At 35.6% G+C, this 13,770-nt stretch carries 13 protein-coding genes and 1 tRNA gene; 12 read left to right on the top strand and 2 right to left on the bottom strand.

Going from position 1 to position 13,770, the window contains the following annotated elements:
* The first annotated feature begins 28 nt into the window (after positions 1-28).
* Positions 29-103 carry a hypothetical protein gene (locus HYU69_12500; protein MBI2271157.1) on the top strand — a complete coding sequence of 25 codons (75 nt, stop codon included), beginning with the start codon at positions 29-31 and terminating at the stop codon, positions 101-103.
* A 152-nt stretch (positions 104-255) separates the two neighbouring features.
* On the opposite strand, the gene HYU69_12495 is transcribed toward HYU69_12500, so the two are convergent.
* Positions 256-329, bottom strand: a tRNA-Ala gene (locus HYU69_12495).
* Between the two features lie 250 nt (positions 330-579).
* On the opposite strand from HYU69_12495, the gene HYU69_12490 reads away from it, so the two are divergent.
* The 9 genes from HYU69_12490 (at position 580) to HYU69_12450 (ending at position 10,198) form a co-directional block, all read left to right on the top strand.
* Positions 580-1,122 carry a heme NO-binding domain-containing protein gene (locus HYU69_12490; GenBank protein ID MBI2271156.1) on the top strand — a complete coding sequence of 181 codons (543 nt, stop codon included), beginning with the start codon at positions 580-582 and terminating at the stop codon, positions 1,120-1,122.
* A gap of 9 nt (positions 1,123-1,131) precedes the next feature.
* Positions 1,132-3,549, top strand: a complete 2,418-nt coding sequence (locus tag HYU69_12485) for a response regulator (protein MBI2271155.1) — start codon at positions 1,132-1,134, stop codon at positions 3,547-3,549.
* A gap of 82 nt (positions 3,550-3,631) precedes the next feature.
* Complete coding sequence (locus HYU69_12480) at positions 3,632-4,324, top strand: response regulator transcription factor (GenBank protein ID MBI2271154.1); 693 nt, start codon at positions 3,632-3,634, stop codon at positions 4,322-4,324.
* 185 nt (positions 4,325-4,509) lie between these two features.
* Entirely contained in the window at positions 4,510-5,145 is a 636-nt protein-coding gene (locus HYU69_12475; GenBank protein ID MBI2271153.1) for a response regulator, read from the top strand.
* Positions 5,146-5,184: 39 nt separating this feature from the next.
* Positions 5,185-5,694 carry a response regulator gene (locus HYU69_12470; protein MBI2271152.1) on the top strand — a complete coding sequence of 170 codons (510 nt, stop codon included), beginning with the start codon at positions 5,185-5,187 and terminating at the stop codon, positions 5,692-5,694.
* A gap of 16 nt (positions 5,695-5,710) precedes the next feature.
* Positions 5,711-6,076, top strand: a complete 366-nt coding sequence (locus tag HYU69_12465) for a response regulator (GenBank protein ID MBI2271151.1) — start codon at positions 5,711-5,713, stop codon at positions 6,074-6,076.
* Between the two features lie 69 nt (positions 6,077-6,145).
* Positions 6,146-7,708: a hybrid sensor histidine kinase/response regulator gene (locus tag HYU69_12460; protein ID MBI2271150.1), complete on the top strand. Its 1,563-nt coding sequence runs from the start codon at positions 6,146-6,148 to the stop codon at positions 7,706-7,708.
* A 286-nt stretch (positions 7,709-7,994) separates the two neighbouring features.
* On the top strand, positions 7,995-8,786 hold the full coding sequence (locus tag HYU69_12455; GenBank protein MBI2271149.1) for a hypothetical protein: 792 nt from the start codon (positions 7,995-7,997) through the stop codon (positions 8,784-8,786).
* A 20-nt stretch (positions 8,787-8,806) separates the two neighbouring features.
* Entirely contained in the window at positions 8,807-10,198 is a 1,392-nt protein-coding gene (locus HYU69_12450; GenBank protein MBI2271148.1) for a T9SS type A sorting domain-containing protein, read from the top strand.
* A gap of 94 nt (positions 10,199-10,292) precedes the next feature.
* On the opposite strand, the gene HYU69_12445 is transcribed toward HYU69_12450, so the two are convergent.
* The gene (locus HYU69_12445) at positions 10,293-11,312 is read right to left on the bottom strand and encodes a SprB repeat-containing protein (protein MBI2271147.1); all 1,020 of its coding nucleotides are present in this window, start codon (positions 11,310-11,312) and stop codon (positions 10,293-10,295) included.
* A 316-nt stretch (positions 11,313-11,628) separates the two neighbouring features.
* Between HYU69_12445 and HYU69_12440 the strand changes: the two genes are divergently transcribed.
* Entirely contained in the window at positions 11,629-12,306 is a 678-nt protein-coding gene (locus tag HYU69_12440) for a response regulator transcription factor (protein MBI2271146.1), read from the top strand.
* Positions 12,303-13,565: a HAMP domain-containing histidine kinase gene (locus tag HYU69_12435; protein MBI2271145.1), complete on the top strand. Its 1,263-nt coding sequence runs from the start codon at positions 12,303-12,305 to the stop codon at positions 13,563-13,565. The genes HYU69_12440 and HYU69_12435 overlap by 4 nt, the downstream gene beginning before the upstream one ends.
* Positions 13,566-13,770 lie beyond the last annotated feature (205 nt).

Here is a 13,770-nt window from a genome sequence, read left to right as displayed (position 1 = left end):
ATACAGGAAATTCTATGAGCGCAATAGGATACGAGATAATGCAGTACATCCGTTACTTGTTTATACTGATTTGATAAACACAGGTGACAGAAGATGCATATAAACCGCCGAAAAAATTTACGAAAAATTTGAAACGAAAATAAAACAAACGTAGACTTCCCCTTCCGAAATTATTCAATCTGATGTCTATTAAAAACTAAGCCCCCCTTCGCTCCTCTCATCCTGTCGGATTCGAGGAGCTTCGGAGGGCGAAGGTGGAGAATACCGGAATCGAACCGGTGACCTCTTGCATGCCATGCAAACGCTCTAGCCAGCTGAGCTAATTCCCCATTGAGTTCTATGATTTAAACCTTTCATTTGCAAATAATTTGCAGGTGATTGAGCAGGTTTTAATCAAAATTAAGTTATTAGATGCAAATATAATCATTGTAGTTATAGTAACGGCTGATTTATTTAAGCATAGATTCTTTACTTTTTAGATTCTAACAAATTTCCTAACAACCACTTAGACGTTGGTTTTTGTTGTTTTTATTAACTTTAAATTAAAATAATTACTTATTATTACCTTAAAATTCAATCATGTACGGAATAGTAAATAAAGCTATACAGGGACTTGTAACTGAAAATTTTGGGGAAAAGGCCTGGAATGAAGTAAAAATAAAAAGCGGAGTGAACGTAAAATCATTTTTAAGTAATGAACCTTATCCTGATGATATTACGTATAAGTTGGCAGGAGCTGCATCAGAGGTGTTGAATATTTCGCTTAGGGATGTGCTTATTTCTTTTGGGGAATATTGGGTATTAAAAACAGGACAACAGCATTATGGATCACTGATGCAGGCCGGTGGAAATAATTTGAAAGAATTTTTAATTAATCTGCCCGGTTTTCATAGCCGGGTTATGCTTATTTATCCTAAACTTACTCCTCCTGAGTTTAAAATATCTGATATTGAGGAAAATTCTTTACATGTGCATTATTATTCACAACGAAAAGGACTAAAAGATTTTGTTTTCGGCCTCTTACAAGGGCTGGGCAAAATGTATAAAACAGAAACACAAATAACTTTGCTGCAAAATACAGACGAAGGATTTGATCATAATGTTTTTTTGGTAAAATGGTAAACAATACGCATGTCTCCGTTATCCAATATTGATCCTAATAAGTTATTTCCATTCTATTTTATTATAGATAAATCCTTATGTATTATTGATGCCGGCAAAGGTTTATTAAAATTATATCCTGCAATAATTAATGATCAATTTCCCAACCAGTTTAAGTTTGAACGTCCGTTTAGCATATTGCCTGAGTTCAATTCTATTTTAGAATATTCACAACAAATCTTTATTCTTAAATCCACTAAGGAAGAAAAGCTTATGTTCAGAGGTCAGGCTATCTGTATGGCTACGGAAGAAAAAGTAATATTTCTTATTTCCCCCTGGATTACTAATGTTGACGAACTTAAAAAACATAATTTATTACTAACGGATTTTGCGCTGCATGATACAATTACAGATATGCTCCAAATTTTGAGGTCCAATGAAATCGCAATGAATGACATAAATGAATTGGTTGACACATTAAAATATTCAGAGGGACAAATTAAATTAAACGAAGAAAAATTCAGAAGCATAATCGAAAACATGGGATTGGGATTGTTAGAAATAAACAATGATGATGTTATCATTTATCCTAATGAAAGATTTTGTAAAATGACAGGGCATATGAGGGAAGATTTGATTGGGAAAAACACATTGGATGCAATTTTTACCGGGAATAAATATAAATCAAAAATAAGCCTTCAGAATATCAAAAAAATGCTGGGTCAGGAAAATGTGTTTGAAATACAGATGAGAAAAAAAGGAGGGGAAATAATGTGGGCATTAATCAGTGAAGCTCCTCTATATGATATAAAACAGAATATCATAGGTTCTATCGGTATTTATCTTGACATAACAGAACGTAAAAATTACGAGCAGGAACTTCGTAGCGCAAAAGAACTCGCCGAAAATTCAAAAAAAGTAAAAGAACAATTCCTGGCTAATATGAGCCATGAAATTCGCACGCCAATGAATGCAATTATAGGAATGGCTAAGATATTAGAAGAAAATAATCTTAATGAGGAACAAAAAGAATGTATTACAGTAATTAACCTATCTGCTGATAACCTGCTTTCAATTATCAATGATATTCTTGATTTTTCAAAAATAGAATCCGGAAAAATTACATTTGAAAAACACCCTTTTAAGCTAAGGAAAGTAATAGAAGGGATAATACAAACCCTGCATTTTACAGTAAATTCCAAAAGTATTATACTTAATTATTCTATTTCTGACAATGTTCCCCCTGTTATTATCGGTGATATTGTGAGACTAAGACAAATATTATTAAACCTTTGCAGTAACTCAATTAAATTCACTGAGCAAGGAACGGTCAGTATTGATGTTCAGTTAAAAGAACAAAGGGATAATGACTATACGCTTCTTTTTACCGTAACTGATACAGGAATCGGAATCCCGGCAGATAAGCTGCCAACTATTTTTGAAAGTTTTGTACAGGCAAGTGGAGATACGACCCGTAAATATGGAGGGACGGGACTTGGTTTAACAATAACAAAACAATTAATAGAACTTCAGGGTGGCTGTATTTCGGTTAAAAGTAAAATTAATGAGGGTTCTCAATTTTCCTTTACTATCACTTTTACAAAAGGCGAAGAAGATCAGTTAGAGTTGGGTGAAAATGAAAAGGAATTTGCATTTACAGGACTGGAAGGAATAAATGTTTTACTGGCTGAAGATAATCCAATGAACCAGATTTTAGCAAAAAAAATATTCAATAAATGGAACCTGAAATATGATATTGCAGAAAACGGAAAGATCGCCATTGAAAAGTTAGCTCAAACTGATTACGACATTATTCTGATGGATATGCACATGCCGGAGATGGATGGATACGAAACAGTGAAATATATAAGAAAACAACTATCCCCTCCTAAATCCCTGATTCCTATAATCGCTGTTACTGCTAACGCAATTATTGGTGAAGAAGAAAAATGCCTGGCAACCGGAATGAATGACTATATTTCCAAACCTCTGAATAATAAAAAATTATATCAAAAAATGTTAAAATTGTTACGGAAGGATCCGGTTTCAGAACCCCAACAAGTTACTTTAGAACTAGAACCCAAAATAAATACCGAAAGTGTAAAATGTGTTGATCTCACCTACCTGAAACAGATTGCAGAGGGTAGCAGGGAATTTATGATTGAAATGATTAATTCTTTCATTGCTGACACTCCTAAAACACTTAGTGATATGGATAGTGCATTTGCCGGAAAAAGATGGCCTGAATTAAAAATAATTGCCCACACAATGAAATCATCCGTTGATTTTATGGGAATACATAGTATTAGAGAAGTTGTACGCAATATCGAAAAATTTGCTGAAAAAAGAACAAATCTTGAGTCTTTGCCTGATCTTATTGAGACGACAAAGTTTACCTGCATAAAAGCACTGGAAGAATTAAAAGTTGAAATTAAACGTCTCTCCTAATTTTTTTTAATGAACATATGGCGTATTCCCTGTCTGCCGACAGGCAGGCATCTGACCATTAAACGCTTAAAAATATACACAGATGAATTGTATTATTATTGACGATCACGAATTATCAAGAAAAGCATTGGAACATTTCATTGAGAAAGCAGGGTTTCTCAATTTAATCCATTCATTTTCAAACCCTATCAGTGCCTTATCTTTTATTTTAAATAACAAAGAAATAGATTTAATATTTCTTGATATTGAAATGCCTGAAATGAACGGAATGGAATTTATTAATACTGCAAAACAACATTTACCACAGATTATTTTAACCACCCACCATAAAGAGTTCGCATTAGATGCCTTTGAACATAACGTTACAGACTATATAATGAAACCTATAACATATCCAAGGTTTTTTCAGGCAGTATCAAAAGCAAGAAATATATTTGAAAAACAAGCCACGTATCATATAAGTAACGATACTGTATTTGTGAAAAGCGGGACTTCCATTTTAAAATTAAAAAAAGCAGATATTGTATATGTTGAGGCTTTAGTTGATTATGTGGTTCTGCATACAGCAAAAGAAAAATTTATTATTCACTCCTCCATGAATGCAATGGAGAATAAATTATCCCCAAAAGAATATATGCGCGTCCATCGCTCATATATCGTTAGAATTGATGCCATTGACAGCATTGAAGATAATGCCATTTCCTATAACGAGAAACTCATCCCAATTGGCAAAACATACCGCGAAGAAGTTTTAAAGCGGTTGAATATGTTTTAAATAATCTTAAGAAATTTCCGCTTAATTTTTAGTCCCTTCTTTCCCTTTCGTTTCAATACTTCCTCACCTATCCTGCCCTTTTTTATTTCCATTCACAGAAAATTTATGGCTATTCACAGAAAAATGGAATAAAGGGGAAATAATTTCCGTACAACCACTCAGAAGTAAACTAAATCATAACAGTCATGGAAACGCAAACATTAACAGTCAAAACCTCAGTTCCTTCTAAAAAGAAAGAGGTAAAGATTTTTGTAGTCGATGATGATCCAATGTATCGTCAGGCACTTGAACACAGGTTCAGGAATTATCCTGGATATCGGGTTTATTCATTCAAAACCGGCGAGGAATGTTTTAAACATATTCATGTTATTGATCCTGATATAATTATACTGGACTACTCTCTTAACAAGTCAACCCCCAATGCCATGAATGGCGTAGAAATACTCAAACGGCTAAAAAATATCAAACCCCAGATACCCGTACTCATGTTATCCGGGCAAGAAAATATTACAATTGCAACCAATTGTATTAAATACGGGGCATTTGACTATATCATTAAAAGCGAAAGCGCTTTTGTCCGATTGCAACATCTCATCACGAGAATTCTCGATAAAATAAAACTGCAACAGGAAATGAAAGAACAGGAACTTTTTGGTAAAGTGATAACAATTTCGGTAATACTCGCAATGTTAGTTCCCATAGGAACATCCTATTTCATTCCAAATTACACCCACCTGGTGATATTAGCAGCGCTCATAAGCATTTTTACATTGGTTGCAATTATCAATGCAAAATTTACAAAAGGGCATAGATTATTATGAATAGACACTGAAAATTATTTGTTATTAACTTATAATATCATGGAAGCGACAGACAACATAAAAATATTTTTGGTAGATGATGACAAGATGTTTGCCAGTGCATTAAAACATTCATTGGTCAAGAATAATATTCATCCACATGAAATTATGACTTTCCCTACCGGGGAAGAATGTATTAAAAATTTGCACAAGTATAATCCTGAAATAATCATCTTAGACTATAACCTGAATAAAAATTATCCCGATGCGATTGACGGGATCCAGGTATTAAAAAGGGTCAAACGGATCAGGCCTCATTCAGAAGTGATAATACTTTCTTCACAGGAAAATATTAATGTTGCAATGGATACATTAAATCATGGTGCTTATGATTATATTACTAAAGACGAAAGTGCTTTCATTAAAATAAAAAATATTATTACGCACATTTCCTCTGACATAGAATCGTTTGAAACGATGGACAAAGAAAGCAGGCGCTTTGGCAAAGTGACACTTCTTTTTGTAATTGGATTAATGTTGCTGTTTTTTTTACTTACGAACATATTTTAAAATGGAGGACTATTCTATGAAAATATTAATTGTTGATGACGATCAGTTGATCCGAATTGCTCTTTCAAGCAAACTGAAAGGGAAAGGATATGATGTTTTAACAGCCTCGAATGGGATCCAGGCTCTTGAAATCATAGAAAAACAAAAACCCGAATTAATTATTTGCGATATTATAATGCCGGGAATTTCGGGTTTAGAATTATTGAACCTGCTCAAACAATTTTATTTCAGTAAAACCCCCTTAATTATTATTTCGTCCTTAAGTGATTCACATATTCCCGCAATAACTGTTGATTGGGGAGCGGAGAATTTTATTCCAAAGCCCATTAACTTTAGTGAATTGTACAAAAAGGTTAAATGGGCAATGAATAATAGAATATAGCAGTACATCTTTCATACAACCCATAAACAAAGAGCTCGGATCCTAATATCTATTCAAAGGAATACTCAGATGAATACTCAGCGGACAAAGACCTTTACAGCTTCTCATAAGAAAGAGGTGAAAATATTTCTCGTAGATGACAATAAAATGTTCGTTAACGCTCTGAAGCATTCTTTGACAAGGGGAAGTAATAATATAACGGACATCAAAACGTTCTTTACCGGAGAAGAGTGTCTTCAAAGTATAGATTATAATCCAACGATAGTTATATTGGATTATTATTTAAACAGCAAATTTCCTGATGCTTTAGATGGACTGCAAATTTTAAAATCTATAAAACAATCACATCCTGGAACAGAAGTTATCATGCTTTCCTCTCAAGACAGTATTCGTTTAGCAGCGGATACCTTAAAACATGGAGCGTATGACTATATTACGAAAGGTGAAGGATCGTTTATTAAAATCCGAAATCTGGTAAAACATATCTCGGACAATATTGAGCTGAATGAGTGTATTGATTTTCATATTTATGAGTCATTGAAAATCAGAACTCTTCTTGAAGCAATTACAGATATTCTTATTGTACTGTCCCCTGAAGGAGAATTAAAATTTATTAACAGAGAAGGGGCGAATATTCTCAATATTAATCTGAGAAAGAAAGGGCAGCACAATTACTTTTTACGAAAGCTGCTTGTCAATAGCAAATGTTTCGACCGTTTTATGCGGAAGCTATTTACCCCTGTCATTAATGGTGAAAAAATAAGTAATTACTCTGCTAAACTGGTGGCCAAATCAGGACGGAAAATTTCCGTTTTGATTTCTTCTACATCCTTCAACACTCCATTAAAAGAAAAACAGATTTTGTTACTGATCCGGGATGTTTCCGGTTATATTCAAACTGAAAAACAGCTGAAGGAGCGGGAAGATCAATTAAAGGAAAGAACTGATGAATTGAATACATTCATGTATCGTGCCGCACATGATTTGAGAAGCCCCAACGCATCAATTTTGGGACTTTTAAACCTGGCTAAAAACAAATATACCGACTTGCCTGTCGAAAAAATACTTGAAAAAATTGAATTAAGCGCAGTGCGATTGGATAATATTCTTTCTGATTTTATTAAAATGATTCACCTTTCTCACGCAGAAAATCAAATAATAAAAATCGATTTCGTTAATAACATTAACGAGATATTGGGTGTTATAAAAAATTCAGAAATAGTGTCAGGAACTGCCATTAATTGGAATACAAATATCAAAATACAATCTCCTTTTTATTCAGACAAAAATCTAATAGATACTATTTTATACAACCTTATTATGAATTCTGTTAAATATAGTAAAACCGGAACTCAGGTTGTTCCTTGTATCTCTGTTGATATTAATGAGGTTGAAAAGGGGATTGAAATTACCGTTAGTGATAATGGGATCGGAATTAGCAAAGAAATCCAAAAGAAAGTTTTTAATATTTTCTTCAGGGGCACTGATAAATCAACGGGAAGCGGGCTTGGATTACATATCGTTAAACGCGCAGTAAAGTTACTTAAGGGAAAAATCAGCCTTAAAAGCGAAACGGATACCGGAACGAAATTCACAGTTCTATTACCCAGTTTGAGGCAAACTATAAACTGAAGATCTCTTTATACTATCCGCTGTTATAAAATAGCCTGTGGTATAATAGCGATCGAGAGAGAAAAATATTCAAATTAGACTACAGTATCGGGTATCGCATCAGTATTACCGCTGTATCCAAATTACATTTTCCTCTACTTACCTCTTTTTAATCCTCTTTTCCGTCACTTTCCCTATCCCATAGCGTCATTAGCAGAATATTTACAGCTGTTAACAGAAAAACGGCCTCAATGGAGCGTATTGCTTCGTACAACTTATTAGAAAAACAATTATAAAGCCATATTATATGAAAACAATCATTAAGCCAATAGAGCCAATAGCTTCACAGAAGGATGCTAAAATTATAATCATATTTTGCGCCTGTTTTATTTTATTGATCTTTAGTCTGGATGCACAGGTTAAAATAGGCGATAATCCTAATACGATCAATGCAAACTCCCTGCTTGAATTGGAGAGTACAAATAAAGGCTTACTCCCACCCAGGGTAACATTACAAAACGTAGATTCCGTTACACCATTAACCGCACCTGTCCCCGCAGGAATGCTTGTATATAATAACGGAGGAGCATTAGCAGTTGGCTATTATGCATGGAATGGAACAAAATGGGTAGGAACAATGGGGAATCAACCAAATGCCTGTTTTTCAAGCAGTGTTAGCCAGTTTGTTTCATCTACAACTACTGCAAAAGCAATAGCCTATGAGACGGATGAAGTTATTAACCAGGTAACACATAGTACAACCGTTAACCCTTCCCGTATAACAATACAAGTTACGGGAACATATCTTGTCACATTTTCTGCACAGTTACACGGGGCATCTGCCGATATTGATATATGGCTCCGCCAAAATGGTGCAGATGTGGCTCGGACAAACAGCCGCAGTTCATTACAAAATTCGGGGGATTATCGTATTCTGACAGTAACATTTATTGTTCCTGCAGTGGTAAATGATTATTTTGAATTAGTGCAATCTTCCACAAGCACTTCTGCCGGATTATTTGCCGTGAGTGCAGGAACAAATCCAACACGGCCTTCTATTCCCTCGATTATTATTACCATAAATAAAATAAGCGACTAAATACCGAAAGAAAAATAACTATGAAAAAGATATATATACAAATTGTATTATTACTTATGTGCAGTTATGCAAAAGCTCAGAACCAATTTACCAATAATGGTAATTTTAAAATCTCCAACGGAGCTAACATAACATTTTATGGAGATGTGCTTAACAACGGTTCATTTGTGGATTCGGGACAAGTGGTAAATATGAGCGGCACAAGCGGCCAAAATATTGGGGGCAGTTCTGCCATCACATTTAAAAATCTGACTGTTTTATCAGCCAATAATATAACATTGAATAATGGAATGACGGTTAGCAATGTACTTACCTTAACAACGGGATATGTTACATTAGGAACCAATGATCTTACAATTGGAAGTAATGGCAGTATTTCAGGAGGGAGCAATGCAAGTTTTATCGTTACCAATGGTACAGGTCTTTTACGACAGCAAAACATCGGTAGTGGAGGAAGAACAGGGGCTGTTTTTTTCCCTGTAGCCTATTCCGCCAGCTCAACTTCATACTCTCCTATAACATTGGATAATTCAACCGGCACTGCTGACAGGTTTGATGTAAAAGTCTGTAATTATATCAGCACCGGAGGCACCTGTAATGGCAGCACTCAAATCTCTTCCAATACCGTCAATAATACATGGACTATTAACGAAGCTACTGCCGGAGGCTCGAATGCGTCCGTTACAGCACAATGGAATGGCAGCGAAGAACTTAGTGGATTTGACCGAACCAATTGTTTTATAAGCCATCACAATGGAACAAAATGGGATGCGCTTCAGAGTGAAGGTACGTCATCCGGAATCAATCCCTATACACGAAGTGTTACGGGAATTTCAAATTTTTCTCCTTTTGGAGTGGGAAGTGTGGGTTCTCCATTACCAATTGAATTGATAATCTTTGAAGCAAAACCAAATAATAAATCCGTTGATCTGCACTGGGAAACCGCGACGGAAATAAATAATGACTACTTTACTATTGAGCGATCAGTTGACGGGGTTCACTTTGAAGAGCTGATGAAAGTAAAAGGCGCAGGGAATAGCAGCACTTCCTTAAATTATTATACCGAAGATAATAACCCTGTAAACGGGCTATCATACTATCGTTTAAAGCAAACGGATTATGATGGGAAGTCCCAGTATTCCGGAATTGTCAATATTGAGTTTATCGGCGATGCCATCATAATCGAAACCTATTATGATTCCGGAATTAATATTATGCTTTCAGGACTGAAAGATGAAAAAGGGGAAATTATTATTAATGATATGTTAGGAGAAAAATATTATTCAAAGGTAATTGTTGTCAGCAATGCTGCCACTTTGATTAAAATAAATGAAAGTTTACCGGCTGCTGCTTATATAGTTACTTTTATTACGGATAAGAAAATGTACAGTAAAAAAATTATTGTAAAATAAATTACTCTTGCTCAAACGAAACAAATTTGATTCTTGAAAAGAAATTGGCTCTTAATTATGGGATAGAATCGGAAGTGCAAAAAAGCAAACAACCTCAATGAATATTTTGCAAATCAAGCTTTCGTGCAAATACAGATCCATCAGCTTGCTGCAACAAGAATAAATACACTCCGGATGATAAATGATCAACCTGGATAGCTCTTTTTGAATCGTTATTATTCCACTCTGATTGATAAACCTGCATTCCAAGCAATGTTGAAATACTAAGTACCGCATTTATGGGAGTAGGAATTTCAATCATTATATAGCCGGGAGAAGCGCCCTGATACACTTTGATTTGTTCGGACAGAGTTTGATCGTCAATTCCAACAGGAGCGTTGACCGTCCCTGACGTACAAACGGTGCAGCCATTCTTATCGGTAACACAGACAGTATAGGTTCCGGGACCCATTGACATTAATTTTGCAGTGGTAAAATTACCAGGCTGCCACAAATAGTTATAAGGCTTGTTGCCTCCGTCTGCCGAAACAGTCATAGAACCATCATTACAGGTCGAACAACTTGCATCAGTTACCACAATGCCTGCAGTAAGTAATTGAGGCTCTGTTATAGATACTGTTCTTACAATTACACAACTTTTAGAATCAGTAATCGATACTGTATATGTACCCTGACATAAATTATTCAGATTGTCAGTTGTTTGTCCTCCGGGCGACCAGGAATATGTGTATACCGGTGACCCACCAGACGCGTCCGCATAAAGGCTTCCATCACATTGCCCAAAACAAGTAAGGTTTGTTTTGATGATAGTTAAAATATAAGTCGATGGCGCGATAACATATACTGACGTATCAGCACAGCCTGCAAAATCGCTAACAACACAGGTATAAGTACCAGGGCATAGATTTTTAGGCATGGATATGGTTTGTCCGTCAGACCAGCTGTAGGTATATGCCGGTGTACCGCCTGTAACCGTCAGTTTAATCCTTCCATCGCATGAAGCAGGACAACTTTCATCCGAAACATTAGCAGCTACCTGTAAAGTGCATTGCGGATACATAATCCTGAAAAGCATGGCAAACGCAAAAGAGAAGATATATTTAAGACCTGACATATTTGAAAACTACGAAAAACCCGGGAAATAAACAATGTTCTTGAAAAATGATTTATGATAAATAGAGATTATACCGAATTAGATTATTATATACAATTTCAAAAATATATGGGGGAAAATTTAGAGCTTTCGTGCTTTAGTGGCCAAAATTCAATTGCCACTAAAGCACAAAAACACTAAAACCCACAAAAAAGCTTATTCGATATAAACTCTAATTCTAAACCCACTATTTTAAATAATACCATCAGCTATTATAAACATGACAATGAAAACCCCGGTTTAACATTCCTTCAGAATCTATCCTTACTTTTATGACATGAAGATCCTCATTATAGAAGATGAAAAAGGCATTTCGGATTCTATTTCTACCTACTTAAGCCAGGAAGGATATAGTTGTGAATTTGCAGGCGATTTTAATAGCGGAGAAGAAAAAGCATTACTGCATAATTACGACTGCATCCTGCTTGATATTACTTTACCGGGAGGAAACGGGTTGACTATTTTGAAAAATCTAAAAAAAGAAAAGCCCGATGTCGGTGTTATAATTATTTCAGCGAAAAACTCACTGGACGACAAAGTTACCGGTCTTGATTGGGGAGCCGATGATTACCTGACCAAACCCTTTCATTTGTCGGAGCTTAATTCCAGAATTAAATCTGTCATCCGCAGAAGACATTTCAAAGGGCAGAATGAAATCACTTTTAATGAAATGCGACTCATACCCGATGAGATGCAGTTGATGGTAAACAACCAACCTGTTGTACTTACAAAAAAGGAATACGACCTGCTGCTGTATTTCCTATCAAATAAAAACAGGGTACTCACCAAGGAATCCATAGCGGAGCATCTTTGGGGTGACCACATGGATATGGCCGATTCCTACGATTTTATTTATGTACACATCAAAAATCTCCGAAAAAAAATTATTGAAAAAAGCGGGAAAGATTATATTCAGACTGTGTATGGCGTGGGATATAAATTAAATGCCACATGAAGCTATTAACCAAAACCAACCTGTATTACCTGGTTATATTGCTTGCTGTTTTCACAGTTGGCGGAGTATTATTCTATTTCTCTTTGTTATCTGTAATAAATGAAAATACTAATGAACGACTGCAACAGGAAAAACTACAAGTAACCGGGTTCATAAAAAATAAAGATGTATTGCCCGAAAACGTCTTTATGCTCGCCGATTCGCTGACATTTGTTCCTGTTACCGGACAGGTGAAAGAACAAATGAAAGACACTTTCCTGATGGATAATTTTGAAGGTGAACTTATCCCCTATCGTATGCTCCTGTTTCCTGTCAGCATTGGGAATGATTACTACCAGGCAACCATATTTAAACCAACACTCGAATCGGACGATCTGGTTGAAAGTATTATTTCGACGATCGGCTGGATACTGGCCATTTTAATTGCGATGCTGTTGTTGTTTAATTACTTTTTCATGCGAAATGCCTGGGCGCCTTTTTATTCAACACTTGAGCGCCTTAGATCTTTTGAACTTTCCAGGGGGCCCGTAGAATTTGAAAGATCAACAACCAGGGAATTTCAAGAGCTTAATACAGCACTCGAACAAATGACCTCAAAAATAGTGAACGATTACCGCAACATGAAAGAGTTCACCGAAAATGCTTCACACGAAACACAAACTCCTTTAGCGATTATCAGATCCAGGCTGGAGCTCATGATCCAGTCAGGAAAACTGGATGAGAAGCAAATGAAAGAGATACAAGTCATTTACGAATCCGCTACCCGTTTATCAAAACTTAACCAGGCCTTGCTCCTCCTCACTAAAATTGAAAACAACCAGTTTACCGGCATTCAACCGGTTAACATTAAAGAGCTCATTGAAAAAAAATTAAACCTGTTTGATGACCTGATCCTTCACAAAGAGATCAGGGTTCAAAGATCTTTGCAGGCCGGGCTAATTGTACCTATGAATCCTATCCTGGCCGATATACTGATCAGCAACCTACTGAGTAATGCCATAAAACACAATATCAGGGGAGGCGAATTATTTGTTGAAACAAGCAAGGACACACTCACAATATCCAATTCAGGCCTGCCTCTAAAACAACAGACCTATGAATTTTTTCAACGATTTAGAAAAGCAAACCCCTCTTCCGATTCCCTGGGACTCGGACTGGCAATTGTTAAGCAAATTTGCAGTTCGTATGCTTTTACCGTTCAGTATAATTACACCAATGATCTTCATGAAATAAGAGTGAATTTTACAAAACAAGCCTGATCCTTATCAACTTCAAAATTAAAACAGAATTATGTATTAGTATTGTATACTAAACCAAAAAACATAAACATGAAATGGTCATGAGCTAGAATGAAGCACACCAACCGAGGATGAATATTTAACTTCGTGCAAAACATGAAACGTAATGCAAGAAATAAAATTCAAACAGGTTGTAACAACCGGTTGCGGTATAGATGTCCATAAG

The sequence above is a fragment of the Bacteroidota bacterium genome (genome assembly GCA_016183775.1).
GTDB lineage: Bacteria > Bacteroidota > Bacteroidia > JABDFU01 > JABDFU01 > JABDFU01.
The sequence above is the reverse complement of the archived record's forward strand: the minus strand, read 5'-3'. Positions and strand labels throughout refer to the sequence as shown.

What these genes read in the sequence shown, in the direction of transcription:
- HYU69_12490 (MBI2271156.1), top strand. Translation starts at nt 580, where the DNA reads ATGTACGGAATAGTAAATAAAGCTATACAGGGACTTGTAACTGAAAAT.
- HYU69_12485 (MBI2271155.1), top strand. Translation starts at nt 1,132, where the DNA reads ATGTCTCCGTTATCCAATATTGATCCTAATAAGTTATTTCCATTCTAT.
- HYU69_12480 (MBI2271154.1), top strand. Translation starts at nt 3,632, where the DNA reads ATGAATTGTATTATTATTGACGATCACGAATTATCAAGAAAAGCATTG.
- HYU69_12475 (MBI2271153.1), top strand. Translation starts at nt 4,510, where the DNA reads ATGGAAACGCAAACATTAACAGTCAAAACCTCAGTTCCTTCTAAAAAG.
- HYU69_12470 (MBI2271152.1), top strand. Translation starts at nt 5,185, where the DNA reads ATGGAAGCGACAGACAACATAAAAATATTTTTGGTAGATGATGACAAG.
- HYU69_12465 (MBI2271151.1), top strand. Translation starts at nt 5,711, where the DNA reads ATGAAAATATTAATTGTTGATGACGATCAGTTGATCCGAATTGCTCTT.
- HYU69_12460 (MBI2271150.1), top strand. Translation starts at nt 6,146, where the DNA reads ATGAATACTCAGCGGACAAAGACCTTTACAGCTTCTCATAAGAAAGAG.
- HYU69_12455 (MBI2271149.1), top strand. Translation starts at nt 7,995, where the DNA reads ATGAAAACAATCATTAAGCCAATAGAGCCAATAGCTTCACAGAAGGAT.
- HYU69_12450 (MBI2271148.1), top strand. Translation starts at nt 8,807, where the DNA reads ATGAAAAAGATATATATACAAATTGTATTATTACTTATGTGCAGTTAT.
- HYU69_12445 (MBI2271147.1), bottom strand. Translation starts at nt 11,312, where the DNA reads ATGTCAGGTCTTAAATATATCTTCTCTTTTGCGTTTGCCATGCTTTTC.
- HYU69_12440 (MBI2271146.1), top strand. Translation starts at nt 11,629, where the DNA reads ATGAAGATCCTCATTATAGAAGATGAAAAAGGCATTTCGGATTCTATT.
- HYU69_12435 (MBI2271145.1), top strand. Translation starts at nt 12,303, where the DNA reads ATGAAGCTATTAACCAAAACCAACCTGTATTACCTGGTTATATTGCTT.